Annotated in this window: 15 protein-coding genes, 1 pseudogene and 1 riboswitch; of the genes and pseudogenes, 10 read left to right on the top strand and 6 right to left on the bottom strand. The window is 36.9% G+C overall.

The window, feature by feature from the left end; all coding sequences use genetic code 11:
- The 5 genes and pseudogenes from A9G45_RS03980 to A9G45_RS03960 form a co-directional block, all read left to right on the top strand.
- A pseudogene (locus tag A9G45_RS03980) lies at positions 1-584 on the top strand (lyase family protein); the annotation flags it as partial.
- The gene (locus tag A9G45_RS03975) at positions 581-1,105 is read left to right on the top strand and encodes a GNAT family N-acetyltransferase (protein WP_065567408.1); all 525 of its coding nucleotides are present in this window, start codon (positions 581-583) and stop codon (positions 1,103-1,105) included. The pseudogene A9G45_RS03980 and the gene A9G45_RS03975, both read left to right, overlap by 4 nt.
- Positions 1,102-1,884 (top strand): amino acid ABC transporter substrate-binding protein, encoded by a 783-nt coding sequence (locus A9G45_RS03970; RefSeq protein WP_065567407.1) that lies wholly within the window; start codon positions 1,102-1,104, stop codon positions 1,882-1,884. Before A9G45_RS03975 ends, A9G45_RS03970 begins: the two co-directional genes overlap by 4 nt.
- Positions 1,881-2,552, top strand: a complete 672-nt coding sequence (locus A9G45_RS03965; RefSeq protein WP_065567406.1) for an amino acid ABC transporter permease — start codon at positions 1,881-1,883, stop codon at positions 2,550-2,552. Before A9G45_RS03970 ends, A9G45_RS03965 begins: the two co-directional genes overlap by 4 nt.
- A gap of 10 nt (positions 2,553-2,562) precedes the next feature.
- Positions 2,563-3,315 (top strand): amino acid ABC transporter ATP-binding protein, encoded by a 753-nt coding sequence (locus A9G45_RS03960; RefSeq protein ID WP_065567405.1) that lies wholly within the window; start codon positions 2,563-2,565, stop codon positions 3,313-3,315.
- A 103-nt stretch (positions 3,316-3,418) separates the two neighbouring features.
- Here the strand turns inward: A9G45_RS03960 and A9G45_RS03955 are convergent, their stop codons facing one another.
- Positions 3,419-4,777 carry an MmgE/PrpD family protein gene (locus tag A9G45_RS03955; RefSeq protein ID WP_065567404.1) on the bottom strand — a complete coding sequence of 453 codons (1,359 nt, stop codon included), beginning with the start codon at positions 4,775-4,777 and terminating at the stop codon, positions 3,419-3,421.
- Between the two features lie 219 nt (positions 4,778-4,996).
- Here A9G45_RS03955 and folK point away from each other — a divergent pair, with 219 nt between their 5' ends.
- The 3 genes from folK (at position 4,997) to gluQRS (ending at position 7,005) form a co-directional block, all read left to right on the top strand.
- Complete coding sequence (gene folK, locus A9G45_RS03950; protein WP_065567403.1) at positions 4,997-5,482, top strand: 2-amino-4-hydroxy-6-hydroxymethyldihydropteridine diphosphokinase; 486 nt, start codon at positions 4,997-4,999, stop codon at positions 5,480-5,482.
- Between the two features lie 135 nt (positions 5,483-5,617).
- Positions 5,618-6,073, top strand: a complete 456-nt coding sequence (dksA, locus tag A9G45_RS03945; protein ID WP_065567402.1) for an RNA polymerase-binding protein DksA — start codon at positions 5,618-5,620, stop codon at positions 6,071-6,073.
- A gap of 38 nt (positions 6,074-6,111) precedes the next feature.
- Positions 6,112-7,005, top strand: coding sequence for a tRNA glutamyl-Q(34) synthetase GluQRS (gene gluQRS, locus A9G45_RS03940; RefSeq protein WP_065567401.1), 894 nt, complete (start codon positions 6,112-6,114; stop codon positions 7,003-7,005).
- On the opposite strand, the gene moaA is transcribed toward gluQRS, so the two are convergent.
- Positions 6,985-7,959, bottom strand: coding sequence for a GTP 3',8-cyclase MoaA (moaA, locus tag A9G45_RS03935; RefSeq protein WP_065567400.1), 975 nt, complete (start codon positions 7,957-7,959; stop codon positions 6,985-6,987). The two genes, gluQRS and moaA, sit on opposite strands and share 21 nt — an antisense overlap.
- A riboswitch (molybdenum cofactor riboswitch) is annotated at positions 7,956-8,076 on the bottom strand. (Overlaps the previous gene by 4 nt.)
- A gap of 428 nt (positions 8,077-8,504) precedes the next feature.
- On the opposite strand from moaA, the gene ppnN reads away from it, so the two are divergent.
- Complete coding sequence (gene ppnN / locus A9G45_RS03930) at positions 8,505-9,881, top strand: nucleotide 5'-monophosphate nucleosidase PpnN (protein ID WP_065567399.1); 1,377 nt, start codon at positions 8,505-8,507, stop codon at positions 9,879-9,881.
- Positions 9,882-9,999: 118 nt separating this feature from the next.
- Here ppnN and radA read toward each other — a convergent pair whose 3' ends face one another.
- The 3 genes from radA to A9G45_RS03915 all read right to left on the bottom strand — a co-directional run bounded on the left by radA (position 10,000) and on the right by A9G45_RS03915 (position 12,893).
- Positions 10,000-11,379, bottom strand: coding sequence for a DNA repair protein RadA (radA, locus tag A9G45_RS03925; protein ID WP_065567398.1), 1,380 nt, complete (start codon positions 11,377-11,379; stop codon positions 10,000-10,002).
- A gap of 9 nt (positions 11,380-11,388) precedes the next feature.
- Positions 11,389-12,363 (bottom strand): phosphoserine phosphatase, encoded by a 975-nt coding sequence (serB, locus tag A9G45_RS03920; RefSeq protein ID WP_065567397.1) that lies wholly within the window; start codon positions 12,361-12,363, stop codon positions 11,389-11,391.
- Between the two features lie 188 nt (positions 12,364-12,551).
- Positions 12,552-12,893 carry a winged helix-turn-helix transcriptional regulator gene (locus tag A9G45_RS03915; protein ID WP_065567396.1) on the bottom strand — a complete coding sequence of 114 codons (342 nt, stop codon included), beginning with the start codon at positions 12,891-12,893 and terminating at the stop codon, positions 12,552-12,554.
- A gap of 108 nt (positions 12,894-13,001) precedes the next feature.
- Here A9G45_RS03915 and A9G45_RS03910 point away from each other — a divergent pair, with 108 nt between their 5' ends.
- Positions 13,002-13,544, top strand: coding sequence for an NAD(P)H-dependent oxidoreductase (locus tag A9G45_RS03910; RefSeq protein ID WP_065567395.1), 543 nt, complete (start codon positions 13,002-13,004; stop codon positions 13,542-13,544).
- Positions 13,545-13,597: 53 nt separating this feature from the next.
- On the opposite strand, the gene rsmB is transcribed toward A9G45_RS03910, so the two are convergent.
- Positions 13,598-14,890 carry a 16S rRNA (cytosine(967)-C(5))-methyltransferase RsmB gene (rsmB, locus tag A9G45_RS03905; RefSeq protein WP_065567394.1) on the bottom strand — a complete coding sequence of 431 codons (1,293 nt, stop codon included), beginning with the start codon at positions 14,888-14,890 and terminating at the stop codon, positions 13,598-13,600.
- Positions 14,891-14,909 lie beyond the last annotated feature (19 nt).

Here is a 14,909-nt window from a genome sequence, read left to right as displayed (position 1 = left end):
GTACCGAAATTAACGAAATCGAAGAGCCTTTTTCTGAAGGAAAAATTGGATCAACAACCATGCCACATAAACGCAATCCAGCAGCATTAGAAGGATTAGCCAGCCTAACGGCACCACTTTTAAAAAGTGTTGCGTTAATTCATGAATCAATGAAAGTTGAACATGAGCGTGATGCCATGAGCTGGCGAGCAGAGTGGATAGCACTACCTGAAATAAACCTTTATATTTCAGCCCAATTACAAATCGCATTAACTGTACTAAAAGGTCTAAAAGTTAACGCTGATCGCATGATAACTAATTTACAACTACAAAATGGCTTACTGCTGTCTGAAAAAGTCATGTTTGAAATAGGTAAACGATTAGGCAAACAGACTGCGCACCATTTAGTTTACCAAAGTGCAATGAAAGCATTTGAACAAAATCGACCATTTAAAGACATCCTATTAGAAGATCCCAACTTGAACAACGAGTTTACCGAATCTGAACTTGATGCTTGGCTTGATCCTATTAACTATCTCGGCTCTGCTCCTGAAAAAGTAGAACAAGTGATTAAATATGCTGATCATTGTGGAGTGTTAGCATGAGTTTTCGCTTAATGACTCATAATGACATTCCAGCTTATCAAACACTATTACATCGTGCTTATCATGCCACGACTAAATTAGGCATTCATTTTGCAGCTGCAACCGCCAATCAATCACAAATTGCTGAGCATCTTGAATCTAATGCGGTGTATCTATTTGAGAAAGAGGGACAGCTACTATCCACGTTAAGTATTCGTTTTCCATGGGGAAATAATCCTGGACCTTATGGGTTACCGCATTTAGGTTGGTTTGCAACCGATCCTCAATATAAGGGTAAAGGGTATGGAAATACATTATGGAATTTTGTTGAACAGCAAATCCTGATTAATCAACTCAAATTACCTGCTGTGACCTTAGGTACCGCAGCAAATCATCCATGGCTTGTACAAACTTATATAAATAAAGGTTATAAAAAAATAGGGCAAGCAGATTTAACGCCCGATCATACGACCTTCTATTTTGAAAAAATCTTAAACCATAAAAGCTATACCCAATGGAAACAAAGGAGTAATAAAGCATGAAAAAAATAAGTACGTTATTATCCGCTATTTTATTAACCAGTCTAGCCTTAATTGGTTGTGATAATAAATCCAACGACCAAGCAACAAAGCAAAATATCATTAAAGTTGGCTCTACAGGACAAAGCTATCCAAATGGTTATAAACAAGATGACAAATTAGTGGGATTTGATGTTGAAGTAACTCAAGCCATTGCTCAAGAACTAGGTTATCAAGTCGAATGGGTGATTGCTGAATTTGGCGGTTTAATGGGGCAATTTGATTCAGGGCGATTAGATACCGTTGCAAATGCGGTTGCCATAACACCAGCCCGTCAAGATAAATATGACTTTTCCAACACCTATAGCTTTTACGGTAGCCAGATTGTAACCCATAAAGATAACAAAGATATTAATAAGCTATCTGATTTTAAAAATAAAACTATTGCTGGTGTGCTAGGATCGAATCATATTAATAACCTAAAAAAAGCTTTCCCTAATAACGACGTAACTATCAAAACCTACGAAACCCGTGATGGCGCAATGTATGATACGGAATACCAACGAGTTGATGGTTATGTCAATTCTAAACCTATTTTACTTGCTGAAATTAAACGTAAAAATCTACCGTTCAAATTAGTTGGAGAGCCAATTACTATTGAGCAGGTTGCTTTCCCATTTAGTAAAGACGAAAAAGGCCAAGCGCTGCGTGAAAAATTCAATCAAGCCATCGAAAAGCTACGTGCCAATGGTACATTGAAAAATCTTTCAATTAAATATTTTGGTGAAGATATTACATCATGAATTTTAATGTAAATTATTTCTTAAGTGTATTTCCGCAGATCTTACCTTATCTGCCCGTTACACTTTTTATTACCATTGTATCGATTACGATTGCCATTATATTAGGGCTAGCTATTGCGCTATTACGCAACAACAAAATAATCATTATCGATTCTATTTTTGCACTATTTATTTCACTGTTTCGTGGCATACCATCCGTCGTTTTACTCTTTATTATTTATTATGGTCTACCGCAAATTTTTCCTATTTTAAAACAAATGGGCGCAACTACCGCTGCAATTATCTGTTTCAGCTTAAAGTACTCATCCTATTTAGCCGAAATTTTTAGAGCAAGCTTAGAGTCAGTTGATCATGGGCAGAAAGAAGCAGGGCTAACGGTTGGGTTAAGTAAAATGCAAGTCTACAGAGGCATTATTCTTCCGCAAGCCATGATCAATGCCTTACCAAATACAGGAAACATGTTTATATCATTACTTAAAGATTCCTCTGTCGCCTTTTTTGTTGGCGTTCAAGAGCTATTAGCCGCAGGAAAAATGTTAACCGCTAATTCTTTTCTCTACTTTGAAACCTATTTAGCTGTTGGCATTATTTACTGGCTTACTGTTGTGATTTATTCATGGATACAAAAACAGTTAGAACAAAAACTTTCTGCGCCATATCATCGTTAAGGAGAATGTTATGATTACAGTATCGCATTTATCTAAACGTTTTGCTAATAATGAAGTCTTAAAAGAAATCAACTTAAATATCAAGCAAGGTGAAGTAGTTGCGATTATTGGGCCATCAGGATCTGGCAAATCCACCTTATTACGTTGTTTAAATTTATTAGAAAAACCGAATAATGGCACAATTCAAATTGGCTCAGCAACGCTTGATGCAAAACATTATAGTCATAAAGAAGAGGCCAATTTACGCAAACAATCAGCAATGGTCTTTCAACACTACAATTTATTTAAAAATAAAACAGCGTTAGAAAATATTACCTACCCGCTTATTGTTGGGCAAAAGATAGATAAAAAAGAAGCGGAAAAACTCGGCTTATCATTATTAAAGCGCGTTGGTATGTTACCTTATGCCAAACAATATCCCATTACCTTATCTGGTGGTCAGCAACAGCGCATCGCAATTGCAAGAGCACTGGCAGTCAAACCCAAAGTACTATTATTTGATGAGCCCACTTCTGCGCTCGACCCTGAACGAGTACACGAAGTCTTACAAGTCATGCTACAGCTGGCAAAAGAACGAACCTCTATGATTATCGTGACACACGAAATGGAATTTGCCAAGTACGTTGCAGACCGCGTCATCTTTATGGCTGATGGCGTGATTGTTGAAGAAGGGCCAGCAAAATCAGTCATAGACAACCCACAACATGAAACTACACAACGTTTTTTGCGCCAGCTAACAGATGAAATTGACTTCGAAATTTGAACAATAGCCACAACGACTTTAACTCATTGTATTGATGATTAAATTGTACTAGTGATTAAATTGTATTAGTGATTAAATTGCCTTGCTGATTAACATATGAAAATTAAAGCGTAAAAGAATAAGATAATAAAAATTGGCGAAGATCCAAACCTGTTGCCAGTTGCTGAATATCTGTTAATAACCGTGCTGTTTTCGATTTATCTTTAACTGCGGAAAGTAACTTTAACGACATTTCACTCTGGCTATATGGATTTTTAGGTGAGCCTTTAGGAATATCAACACGTTGGCTTATTGTTTTACCGTTTTTGAGAAAAATATCAATAATTACATAACGCCCATTATAAGCATCAGGATGTGGCGCAAGCTGTATTTGATAACTGCGCGTCATCTTTTGCATCAATTGTTTGATTTCATAAGGAATAGGTTTTGCAGAAAACTGCTCGAAACTTAACGGTAACCCTAACAAGGTTAAAGCCAAAATATATTCAGCCGAAAAACGCCCTTGTTGCGCTAATGAAGGTGTCTTATATATCAATGCCGCATCACTATTTGATGGCACAAAATAAATCGTAATATCACTAACATTATCAAGATTAAAATCAGGATCTTGATATAATAATTGCCCCGCATCGGCAACATAGGCCGCAGCTGAACAATAAGAATAATTTTTAAACCATAAACCAGGTTCAACAATCTTCCAAACATCCCCCCAATGACTTAAATCAAAATGTGTATTACCTTGCCCATAAATAGCCAAAAAACCTAATTTATCGTCTAAAAAATTCTGATCGGCATCTATACCAACTCTTAACCATTCAACGGACTGAATGGCATGTTGAGCGGCTAAGCCTGCATGCAAAAACTTAATTGGCGTGCCCATTAACAAACGCATCCCCGAAGCTTGAGTTGCCGACAAAGCTAAAGCTTGCGATAAAAACGGTTCATCATAAAGGTAACAAATCGCAGCCGTTGCCGCGATCCCCCCCAAAGTAATAGTTGCATGCCAACCTTTTTCGTAATGCTCAGGATTAACACTTTTACCTAAGCGTGCCATCACCTCAACACCAATAACATAGGCTGTCAAAAAACGCCGCCCATCAATCTTTTGCTTAACATTGTCTAATCGAACGCTGGCAATAAGTGCCGACAAAATCACTGATGAAGGATGCCCTCGAACATCTGAATGTACATCATCATAATCTAAACAGTGCGCTTGAAAGCCATTAAAAAGCGCTGCTTGCCTTGCGGTAACTAACTTCTTTTGGCCGATTAACCACGCTCTAGCATTTCCCCCCTCATCTGCTATCCACGCTAGCAATTTCTGAACGTCATCTTCATGGCAAGCTTGCAAACTACAAGCAAAATAATCCGTTACCCCATTAATCGCACAATTAATAACTTGGGGATCACGAATTATTGGCGTGTTTTTTATCAAAAAACTTAATTGTTGCCCTAAATTCATTTTCATTCTCAATAAATGTTATAGCGATTTGATAATTGGGTTTACTTTACCACAAGTAAAATAGTGAACAATAAATAATAAGTTAAAGATGATATGATTAAATTTTAATAACTCAAAGCCAGAAACAATAAGTATTAATCTATTTATATAATCATGTTTGCCTATTACGTTATATGCTAAAATAGCCTCATTCAATTGAAATCGAAAATTAGCGCAACTATGTCAACTTGTTATATTGCTTTAGGCAGCAACCTTGAAGATCCATTAGCACAAGCCAATCGTGCAATTGTTGCATTAAAACAGTTGCCAAACACAAAAGTAGCGGATATTTCACCTTTTTATCGAAGTAAACCTCTTGGACCACAAAATCAGAATGACTATCTGAATGCAGTAATAAAACTGACAACGAATTTATCCCCTATTGAACTACTTGACGAGCTACAAACAATTGAAAAAGCGCAAGGCCGTGTGCGTAAAGACAACCGCTGGGGCGCAAGAACCTTAGATTTAGATATTTTGCTTTATGATGATTTAGTCATTAACAGTGAAAGGCTAACTATCCCTCATTACCATATGAAAAATAGAGAATTTGTACTCTATCCACTATTTGACATCAGCCCAGCGCTGATTCTACCCGATAACGATAAATTATATGACTTAGTAACTCGATGCCCTAAAAATGAACTAACGAAATGGGATAAGTAATTATCTTAATTAATAACATATAGTTGTATTATTTTATTTAGTTTTAAGCAAAAAAATGATAAAAAAAATTTGCCAAAGGCTGAATTATTGCTATAGTTTAGCGCTTTTAAATAATCTGCACTTAAGGGGATTGCTGTGAAAAAAGAACAAAAAGCAAACACATCTTCACTTAGCCTGCTTTCAGTTGCTGGGCTTGAGCCTTATAAAGAGGCAAAAGGTGAGGAGTACATGAATCCTAAGCAATTGGAACATTTTAAGCTTATTTTAGAAGCTTGGCTTGCACAACTAAAAGATGAAATGGGTAAAACCGTTTCGCACATGCAAGACGAAGCAGCGAACTTTCCAGATCCTGCTGACCGAGCAACACAAGAAGAAGAGTTCAGTCTTGAACTACGCGCTCGCGACAGAGAAAGAAGGCTCATCAAAAAAATTGAAAAAACATTAAAGAAAATCGAAATAGATGATTTCGGTTATTGTGAATCATGTGGTGTGGAAATCGGGATTCGCCGTCTAGAAGCAAGACCAACGGCTGATTTATGTATCGATTGTAAAACACTTGCAGAACTTCGCGAAAAACAAATGGGCAAGTAATTGCTACGTTATTAATTACCACCGCCATTCAACCCGATATGCCTAAGCGTTATATTGGTCGTTTTGCCCCGTCACCATCAGGACCATTACATTTTGGTTCATTGGTGACAGCGCTTGGTAGCTATTTACAGGCTAAATCTTGCCATGGCAAATGGCTAGTTCGTATCGAAGATATCGACCCACCACGAGAAGTTAAAGGCGCATCATCTCTCATTTTAAAGACTTTAGAAACATTTCATTTATATTGGGATGATAACGTATTATATCAATCGGCTTGCCACGAACGTTATCAAGCAGTATTACAATCGCTATTGAGTCATCAGCAAGCCTATTATTGTGATTGTACAAGGCAACGAATACAGAAATTGCCTAACGGGCATTATGACGGTTATTGTCGCCATAGGCATTTAAAGATTAACCAATCACAGTTGGCTATTCGCCTAAAACAAAACCACCCTATTTCTGAATTTACAGATAAAATTCGTGGTTTGCAAACAGTAGAAACAGCTAGTGCACAAGAAGATTTCATTATTCACCGTAAAGATGGTCTATTTGCATATAACTTAGTGGTAGTGTTAGATGATCATAAACAAGGAATCACCGAAATTGTGCGCGGAGCCGATCTTTTACCGGTTACCGCTAAACAAATGTCACTCTATAAGCTTTTTGGCTTTTCTCTGCCAAACTATTGCCATTTACCACTAGTACTAGATAACAACGGCAATAAGCTTTCTAAACAAAACCATGCAAAGCCCATTGAGCTAAATAATAGCAAATCATTAACGGCGCACGCTCTGCAATTTTTAGGGCAATGTCTACCAAAAGACTGGCAAGATGCCAGCCAACAACAGCTATTGCAATGGGCAATACAACATTGGCAAATTGCGAAAGTACCCAAACAAAATACCCAGTTACCCACCAATATAGGATAAATTACCAGTCATACCGACATTATGCACATGTAATAAATGCTTTTCTGGTTTTATTTTTAACGAAGCAAAGATGCGTGTTATAAGTTGTTGTTTTTGCGCTGAGCTTTGAAGTAAATCACGCAAATCAACCGCGGCCTCACCAAATAAGCAATAATGCAATTTACCAATTGATGACACACGCAACCGATTACAACTTTTACAAAAATCTTTTGAATACGGCATAATTAGCCCAATTTTACCTTGATAATCGCTATGAGCATAAACTTTAGCTGGGCCTGATAGTGGATTTTTGAGTTGCAACTGCCAACCCTGTGCAATTAACTGTGCCTCAATAACATGGCCAGATAAGTGATAACGATTAAATACATCGCTACTTTCACCTGTTTCCATAAGTTCAATAAAGCGTAATTCTACGGGTTTATCTTTAATCCATGACAAATAATCATCTAAATTATCGTTCATGTTTTTCATTAACACCGTATTAATTTTGACTTTTTTAATACCTACTTCTAACGATTTTTCGACACATTGCATTAATTCTTTAAGCTTATCTTGACCCGTAATTAATTTAAATAAATGCGGAGAAAAGCTATCAATACTAATATTAATTGCATTTAAACCTGCTTGATGCCAGTGATGAATATTTTTTAATAAACGTGAGCCATTAGTGGTAATGGCCAGTTCTTTAACACTAGAGTAAGAAGAAATGAGCGACAAAATATCCACAAAATCGCGACGTAAAGTCGGCTCGCCACCCGTTAAGCGAATTTTGCTTACCCCAAGTTCAGTAAATGTTGCCACAACATGATCAATTTCACTGAGCGACAAAAAATTATGCCCTTTCTTGGGTTGATAACCATAAGGTAAACAATATTGACACTGAAAATTACACAGCTCAGTAATCGACAAACGCAGATATTGAAATCGACGTTGATAATAATCAACTAATTGCATATATACATTAAACACCTTATCCAAATCGGGAAGCATAGCCATTTCTGCGCTATACCGCGGCTAATTCACCTTATGAAAAATCACTTAGGTAAAAGAGCTTCAGAGTTTGGCTCAGTCTAACATAGGCATTATTTTTTGACTATGAACAAATTGATTTTTATTAATCTATTTCCACTTAAAAATTCGTCAGAAAACGTATTGATTTTATTGGTTTTTTTATTTTGACTTTTTAGATTAAGTTTTGAACTTGGTGAAGTAAAGAAAAGTGAAGAAAGTAAAAAGAGGATTGATATTCGCTACCTCGCATCACCACCGTTTGGCGATTGTTATGTATTATAATCACCTTTCTAGGAGGATGACGATACCCGATTTTCGTATTATTACCAATCGGAAAGAATAAAAAATACAGAAATCCTATAGTTAAAACAATGTCTAGCAAAATAATGCGGTTATTTGATTTTATCCAATTTATCCCCTTTACTTATTCAATCAGTTTAAGTATATAATACTCCATTTGCTGATAAAACCATCAAATGGAGGTTGTGATGATAACCCATATTAGCCCTTTAGGATCAATGGATTTGCTTGCTCAAGCTGAAGTCGATATTCTAAAAAAATCTGCCAATAGTGAGCTTTATCAATTATATAGAAACTGTTCGCTAGCAACACTCAATGCAGGTAGTAAAACCGATAATACTAAAGATTTGCTAGATAGATTTAAGTCTTTTGAAATTAATGTCATTAGTAAAGAACGTGGCGTAAAATTAGAGCTCATTAATGCACCTGAAAGTGCCTTTGTTGATGGGCGAATTATTCGTTCAATCCAAGCAAACCTTTTTGCCGTGCTGCGCGATATTCTTTTTTTAAATAGTCAAATCAGTGCCATTAAAGAACTTATCTCTAATATCAAATTTGAAAGAGATCATTCGTTTTATATCACAAACCTTGTTTTCTCAATTTTGCGCAATGCAAATGCGCTACATGTGGGTGAAGAGCCTAATCTGGTTGTCTGTTGGGGTGGGCATTCAATTAACGAAAATGAATACTATTATGCACGACAAGTCGGTATGCAACTGGGTTTGCGCGAGCTGAACATTTGTACTGGTTGTGGGCCAGGTGTGATGGAAGCCCCGATGAAAGGCGCAGCGGTTGGTCATGCTCAGCAACGTTATAAAGAAAGTCGCTTTATTGGCATGACTGAACCGTCAATTATTGCAGCCGAGCCACCTAATGCATTAGTAAATGAGCTGATTATTATGCCTGATATCGAAAAACGCCTTGAGGCTTTTGTACGTATGGCGCATGGTATTATCATATTTCCTGGAGGCCCAGGAACAGCCGAAGAGTTACTTTATATTCTTGGTATTTTATTAAATCCAGCCAATAAACATCAAACATTACCGCTGATATTAACGGGGCCTAAAGAGTGTGAGGAATATTTTACTGCTATTGATAATTTTATTCGTAGTACATTAGGTGATGAGGCAACGAAATTATACCAAATCGTGATCGACTCACCTGAACAAGTGGCTCGTATTATGAAAGAGGGTGTTAAGCATGTTAAATCTTCTCGTTTAAAAACAGGTGATGCTTATGGATTCAACTGGCTACTAAAAATTGATGAACCGCTACAACACCCTTTTGAGCCAACCCATGCCAATATGGCTTCATTAAATCTTCATCGAAATCAACCTGTTGAATTATTAGCAGCCGATTTACGCCGAGCATTTTCGGGAATTGTAGCGGGTAATGTAAAAGAATTCGGTATGAAGGAAATTGCTAAGCATGGCCGATACAAATTGCAAGGCGATCCCGAAATCATGAAGCAACTCGATAATTTATTACGTAGTTTTATTAAACAAGATCGAATGAAATTACCAGGAGGAAGCGCCTACCAACCTTGTTATGAAATTTGTTATTAACAAAAATATTAGCGAGTAATTTAATCGCGGGTAAATGTTATCTTGCCGCCGATACGATTATCGGCGGAGTGATTTAATCGATTGATAGTTAATGTTTTATTAATCATTTATATCGCTTTTAAAAATCACCTAAAATATCTAGCGCTTCAGACACTTTTTTCACGGCAAAAATCTGCATATTTTCGGGCTTCTTCTTAGGCATATTCGCAATAGGTACAATCGCTTTTTTAAAGCCATGCTTAGCCGCTTCAGAAATACGTTCTTGCCCACTTGGTACGGGACGAATTTCACCACCAAGACCAATCTCGCCAAAAATAACGACATCTTGTGGCAATGGGCGGTTACGAAAGCTTGATACTAATGCGGCAATCAATGCCAAATCAGCGCTAGTTTCAGTGACTTTAACGCCACCAACAACATTCACAAAAATATCTTGATCGGCCATTTGTAATCCGCCATGCCTGTGTAACACTGCAAGCAATAATGCCAGCCTATTTTGATCAAGGCCTACTGTCACACGCCTTGGGTTGCCATACATCGAGTGATCAACCAATGCTTGGATTTCAACTAGCAATGGGCGAGTACCTTCCCACAATACCATAACCGAACTGCCGGGTAGCATTTCCTCACCACGACTTAAAAAGATGGCGGATGGATTGCTGACTTCTTTAAGCCCTTGCTCGGTCATCGCAAACACACCTAACTCATTTACCGCCCCAAACCGATTTTTATGGCTACGCAATGTTCTAAAACGAGAATCAGCATCACCATCTAATAAAACGGAACAGTCAATGCAGTGCTCAAGCACTTTAGGCCCTGCTAGCGAGCCATCTTTCGTCACATGCCCAACCATAATAATGGCAATACCTTTTGTTTTTGCAAAGCGCGTTAAATAAGCGGCGGTTTCTCGAACCTGCGCAACACTCCCCGGTGAGGATTGAATATCAGCAAGATGCATAACTTGTATAGAGTCAATCACCATTAATTTAGGTTGCGACTGCTCAGCCAATAAGCAGATTTGTTCTATACTGGTTTCTGATAACATATTAAGATTATCCGCAGGTAGACCTAATCGGTGTGCACGCATGGCCACTTGCTGAAGTGATTCTTCACCCGTCACATAAAGCGTATTCATTTGTGATGAAAGCTTACTCATGGTTTGTAGTAATAAGGTACTTTTACCTGCCCCGGGATTACCACCAATTAAAATCGCACTACCCGGTACAACGCCTCCACCAAGCACACGATCAAATTCGGAAAAACCGGTTGAAAATCTTGGTAGCGCTTCTAAACTGATTTCGGATAATTTTTGAATTTTTGTTTGACCAACACCACTACCTGCGTAACCCGTTAATCGATCATTGCGCGTTGAAGTACTTGCTAGCCTAACTTCAGTAATGGTATTCCAAGCATGACAAGCACTACACTGACCTTGCCAACGAGGATAATCTGCTCCACAATCATTACAAACATAAGCACGTTTAACGGTTTTTGCCAATTTAATCTCCTAACCTTCACTTAATAAACTGGTTGATAAAATACACCATAACCCAGTTAAATCTGCATAATTAATGCTAATTTTAGCCTTTTCAACCACTTTAGGTTTTCCATGATAGGCAACGCCTAAACCCGCAATACGTAGCATCATTAAATCATTGGCGCCATCACCAATAGCCACCGTTTGCTCAATAGGTATATCAAGTGATGTCGCTAATTGTTGTAAAGTTCGCGCTTTATACTTTGCATCGACAATTTGACCAATTACTTTGCCCGTTAATTTATTATGTTTGACTTCTAATTCGTTAGCATAAACATCCGCTAATTTTAGTTTCTGCTTTAAATGATCAGCAAAATAGGTAAATCCTCCTGATGCAATAGCAACATGCCAATTTTTTTTATGCAATTCTTTGACTAAATAGGTCAATCCAGGAGTAAGCGGTAAGTTATCTTTTACTTGCTGTAAAAGATCTTGATGTGCTCCTTTCAAAGTTGCCACCCGATTTCGTAAACTGGTTGCAAAATCAAGCTCACCATGCATTGCTTGTTCAGTCACAGCCGCAACTTGCTGACCTACACCATATAATTTAGCCAGCTCATCTATGCATTCAATTTTGATTGCCGTTGAATCCATATCCATAACCAATAATCCTGGTGAATGGAGTGTTGGTAAATTGTCAATTGGCGATACATCGATGCCTAATGTTAATGAAATAGCCTTGGCTTTTTTAGGCATAACACCAGCAATACGAACAATCTGATAAGTTTTTATTTTCCAAGATGAAACAATTACCATTGGCATAGCAAGTTGATTTTGGAATTTTGACAATACTGTTTTATTTAGCTTTTTGCCATAAATAATCCAACCTGTTTTACCTGCATTATAATCTAAAGGCACCACTTCGCAGCCATTTAATGAAAGTGGTAAGCCTTGCCAGCGTTGGATATTTTCAGGTAAATCATTATAGGTGAGGGTGTAAGCCATATCAGAAAGTCTTCCTAACATAAAACGGGCTCAAAATTTACCATAACTGTTAAAGATTGTCCAAGTTAGGATTGTGTGATTTTTTTAGTTTTTTATACTTAAACACATAGTTATCTGAAACTTTTTTAACAAAATAGATAAATCCGTAGGTTGCCTTTAATCATTCCACCTCAATGCTTATATCAATCTTAAATATTCAACGCCCATGAACAAAGTTGCTCTAATACAGGCCCTAATTTTTCGCCAAATGGCGTTAATTTATAGAAAACTTTTAAAGGGGGTTTATCACCAAAAACGTGTCGAGTAATTAACCCATCTTCCTCTAATTTTTTAAGTTGTATACTTAATGTCATATCGGTAATATGAGGAATAATGGTTTTCAATTCGCTGAATCTTTTTTCACCAAAAAGCAAATAATAAAGTATTACCCCTTTCCATTTTCCACCAACTAAATCCATTGCCAAACTAATAGGGCAATAATAAGTTTTATTGTTATAACGTTTTAATGGTCTTTGTTCATCTATTTGCATTAATTCACCTAACTATCAAGTTTGATAGATATTGCTATAAGTTTATTTACAAATAAACTAATTAGAGTAACTATCATTTTAACAGCAAAAAAGGAAAAAAGTATCATTATGACATTAATTATTTTAGGTCACCCCAATATTAAACAGTCTATCGCCAATAAAACAATTATCGAAACATTACAAGATAAAGTTGAGGATATTGAAATTCGCAATATTCACAAGCTTTATCCAAACTATCAAATCAATGTACAAGAGGAGCAAGCCGCATTACTCAGACATGACCTTATCGTTTTACAATATCCAATGTATTGGTTTAACATGCCGGCAATATTAAAAATATGGTTTGATGAAGTATTTACTTACCAATTTGCTTATGGCTCCAAAGGCGATAAATTAAAAGGTAAAAAACTATTACCAAGTTTAACCATAGGACAACAAGAACAAAATTATAAAAAATATCACAACGATTTAATGGATAATTTATTAGAGCCCGTCAAAGTATCAACTTTATATACGCAAATGGAATATCTGCCACCAATACTTTTATATGGTATTTCACCAGAGATTGAAGAAATGCAAGCTAAAATAAAAACAAAAGCACGACAACATGGGCAACAGTTAGTTGAAATCATAAATAAATATAACCAATAAAAATCAATATGATGATTTATAATAATTGATAAATCATCATATTTTATGTTGTATTAACTATGCTTTTTTAAAACCGCATAAAAAAAACCATCACCACCATTTTCAATAGGTAAAAATTGTTTAAGTTCACCTTGTAATTTGGCGCTGGTGTTTTCTTGTAAAAAACGCTCAATTTGTAATTTATTTTCGTCTGGTAGAATTGAACAAGTGGCATAAACTAAAGTACCACCAATTTTTAAATAAGACCAAATATTAGTTAAGATTGCATGTTGTAGCTCAGTTAATTGGGCAATATCATTATCTCGGCGTAACCATTTTATATCTGGATGACGGCGGATAACGCCTGTTGCGGAGCAAGGTGCATCCAATAAAATACGGTCAAATGAACGCCCCTCACACCACTGCTCTGGCGTTAAACCATCACTAACTTTGACTTCCGCCTGCTGTTTTAAACGAGTCAAATTCTCATCAATACGTTTGGCTCGGTTTGCATCCACATCCACAGCTAACACTTGTGCCTTTGGCGCTACCTCTAAAATATGCGTGGTTTTACCACCAGGTGCCGCACAAAGATCCAGAATTTGCTCTCCATTTTGTGGTGCTAATAAATAAGCAGCATACTGAGCAGACAAGTCTTGTACTGTCACTGCACCGTCATCAAAATGGGGTAATTTAGCAACATTGACGGGCGATAATAACCGCAATGCACAAGGTAATTGATCATGTGGTTCTGACTCAATGTGCTGTTTTGCTAACAGTTTTTGATATTCTTGAATTGAATATTGGTTTTGGTTAACCCGCAACCACATTGGCGGTTTTTGGTTATTCGCATCAATAATTGTTTGCCACTGCTGTGGGTAAGCTTGCTTTATACGAGTCAATAACCAACTTGGGTGTAATGTTCGGCTATTTTGTTGCTTATCATCTTGCATAAATTTTTGTTGTAATGATGCTTGCTGACGCAAAAACTCACGTAACACGCCATTAACTAATCCTTTTAATGGCGCCTTTTGCAAAGTATTTACTGCATCAACTGTTTCACCAACAGCGGCATGTTCGGGAATACGTGTATAAAGGATCTGGTAAATACCCACTAACAATAAATAGTGCAAAACCCTATTTTTACCTGTCAAAACCTTACTCATTAAGGTATGGATATAAAAATTGAGCTCGGGTAATACTCGCATCACACCAAAACACATTTCTTGCACTAGTGCTCGATCTTTATCCGCTATTTTGTGATGCAAAGCAGTCAGTGTGGCACTTAATGATTGCCCTTCTTCTAATACATTAAAAATAGCTTGCGCACAAACAGCTCGTATATTTTGGTGTAATTTTTTATTCATAAATCATGACAACCTTAAT

The sequence above is a fragment of the Gilliamella sp. HK2 genome (assembly GCF_001690265.1).
Lineage (GTDB): Bacteria > Pseudomonadota > Gammaproteobacteria > Enterobacterales > Orbaceae > Gilliamella > Gilliamella apicola_C.
The sequence above is the reverse complement of the archived record's forward strand: the minus strand, read 5'-3'. Positions and strand labels throughout refer to the sequence as shown.

What these genes read in the sequence shown, in the direction of transcription:
- A9G45_RS03975 (WP_065567408.1), top strand. Translation starts at nt 581, where the DNA reads ATGAGTTTTCGCTTAATGACTCATAATGACATTCCAGCTTATCAAACA.
- A9G45_RS03970 (WP_065567407.1), top strand. Translation starts at nt 1,102, where the DNA reads ATGAAAAAAATAAGTACGTTATTATCCGCTATTTTATTAACCAGTCTA.
- A9G45_RS03965 (WP_065567406.1), top strand. Translation starts at nt 1,881, where the DNA reads ATGAATTTTAATGTAAATTATTTCTTAAGTGTATTTCCGCAGATCTTA.
- A9G45_RS03960 (WP_065567405.1), top strand. Translation starts at nt 2,563, where the DNA reads ATGATTACAGTATCGCATTTATCTAAACGTTTTGCTAATAATGAAGTC.
- A9G45_RS03955 (WP_065567404.1), bottom strand. Translation starts at nt 4,777, where the DNA reads ATGAATTTAGGGCAACAATTAAGTTTTTTGATAAAAAACACGCCAATA.
- folK (WP_065567403.1), top strand. Translation starts at nt 4,997, where the DNA reads ATGTCAACTTGTTATATTGCTTTAGGCAGCAACCTTGAAGATCCATTA.
- gluQRS (WP_065567401.1), top strand. Translation starts at nt 6,112, where the DNA reads ATGCCTAAGCGTTATATTGGTCGTTTTGCCCCGTCACCATCAGGACCA.
- moaA (WP_065567400.1), bottom strand. Translation starts at nt 7,959, where the DNA reads ATGCAATTAGTTGATTATTATCAACGTCGATTTCAATATCTGCGTTTG.
- ppnN (WP_065567399.1), top strand. Translation starts at nt 8,505, where the DNA reads ATGATAACCCATATTAGCCCTTTAGGATCAATGGATTTGCTTGCTCAA.
- serB (WP_065567397.1), bottom strand. Translation starts at nt 12,363, where the DNA reads ATGGCTTACACCCTCACCTATAATGATTTACCTGAAAATATCCAACGC.
- A9G45_RS03915 (WP_065567396.1), bottom strand. Translation starts at nt 12,893, where the DNA reads ATGCAAATAGATGAACAAAGACCATTAAAACGTTATAACAATAAAACT.
- A9G45_RS03910 (WP_065567395.1), top strand. Translation starts at nt 13,002, where the DNA reads ATGACATTAATTATTTTAGGTCACCCCAATATTAAACAGTCTATCGCC.
- rsmB (WP_065567394.1), bottom strand. Translation starts at nt 14,890, where the DNA reads ATGAATAAAAAATTACACCAAAATATACGAGCTGTTTGTGCGCAAGCT.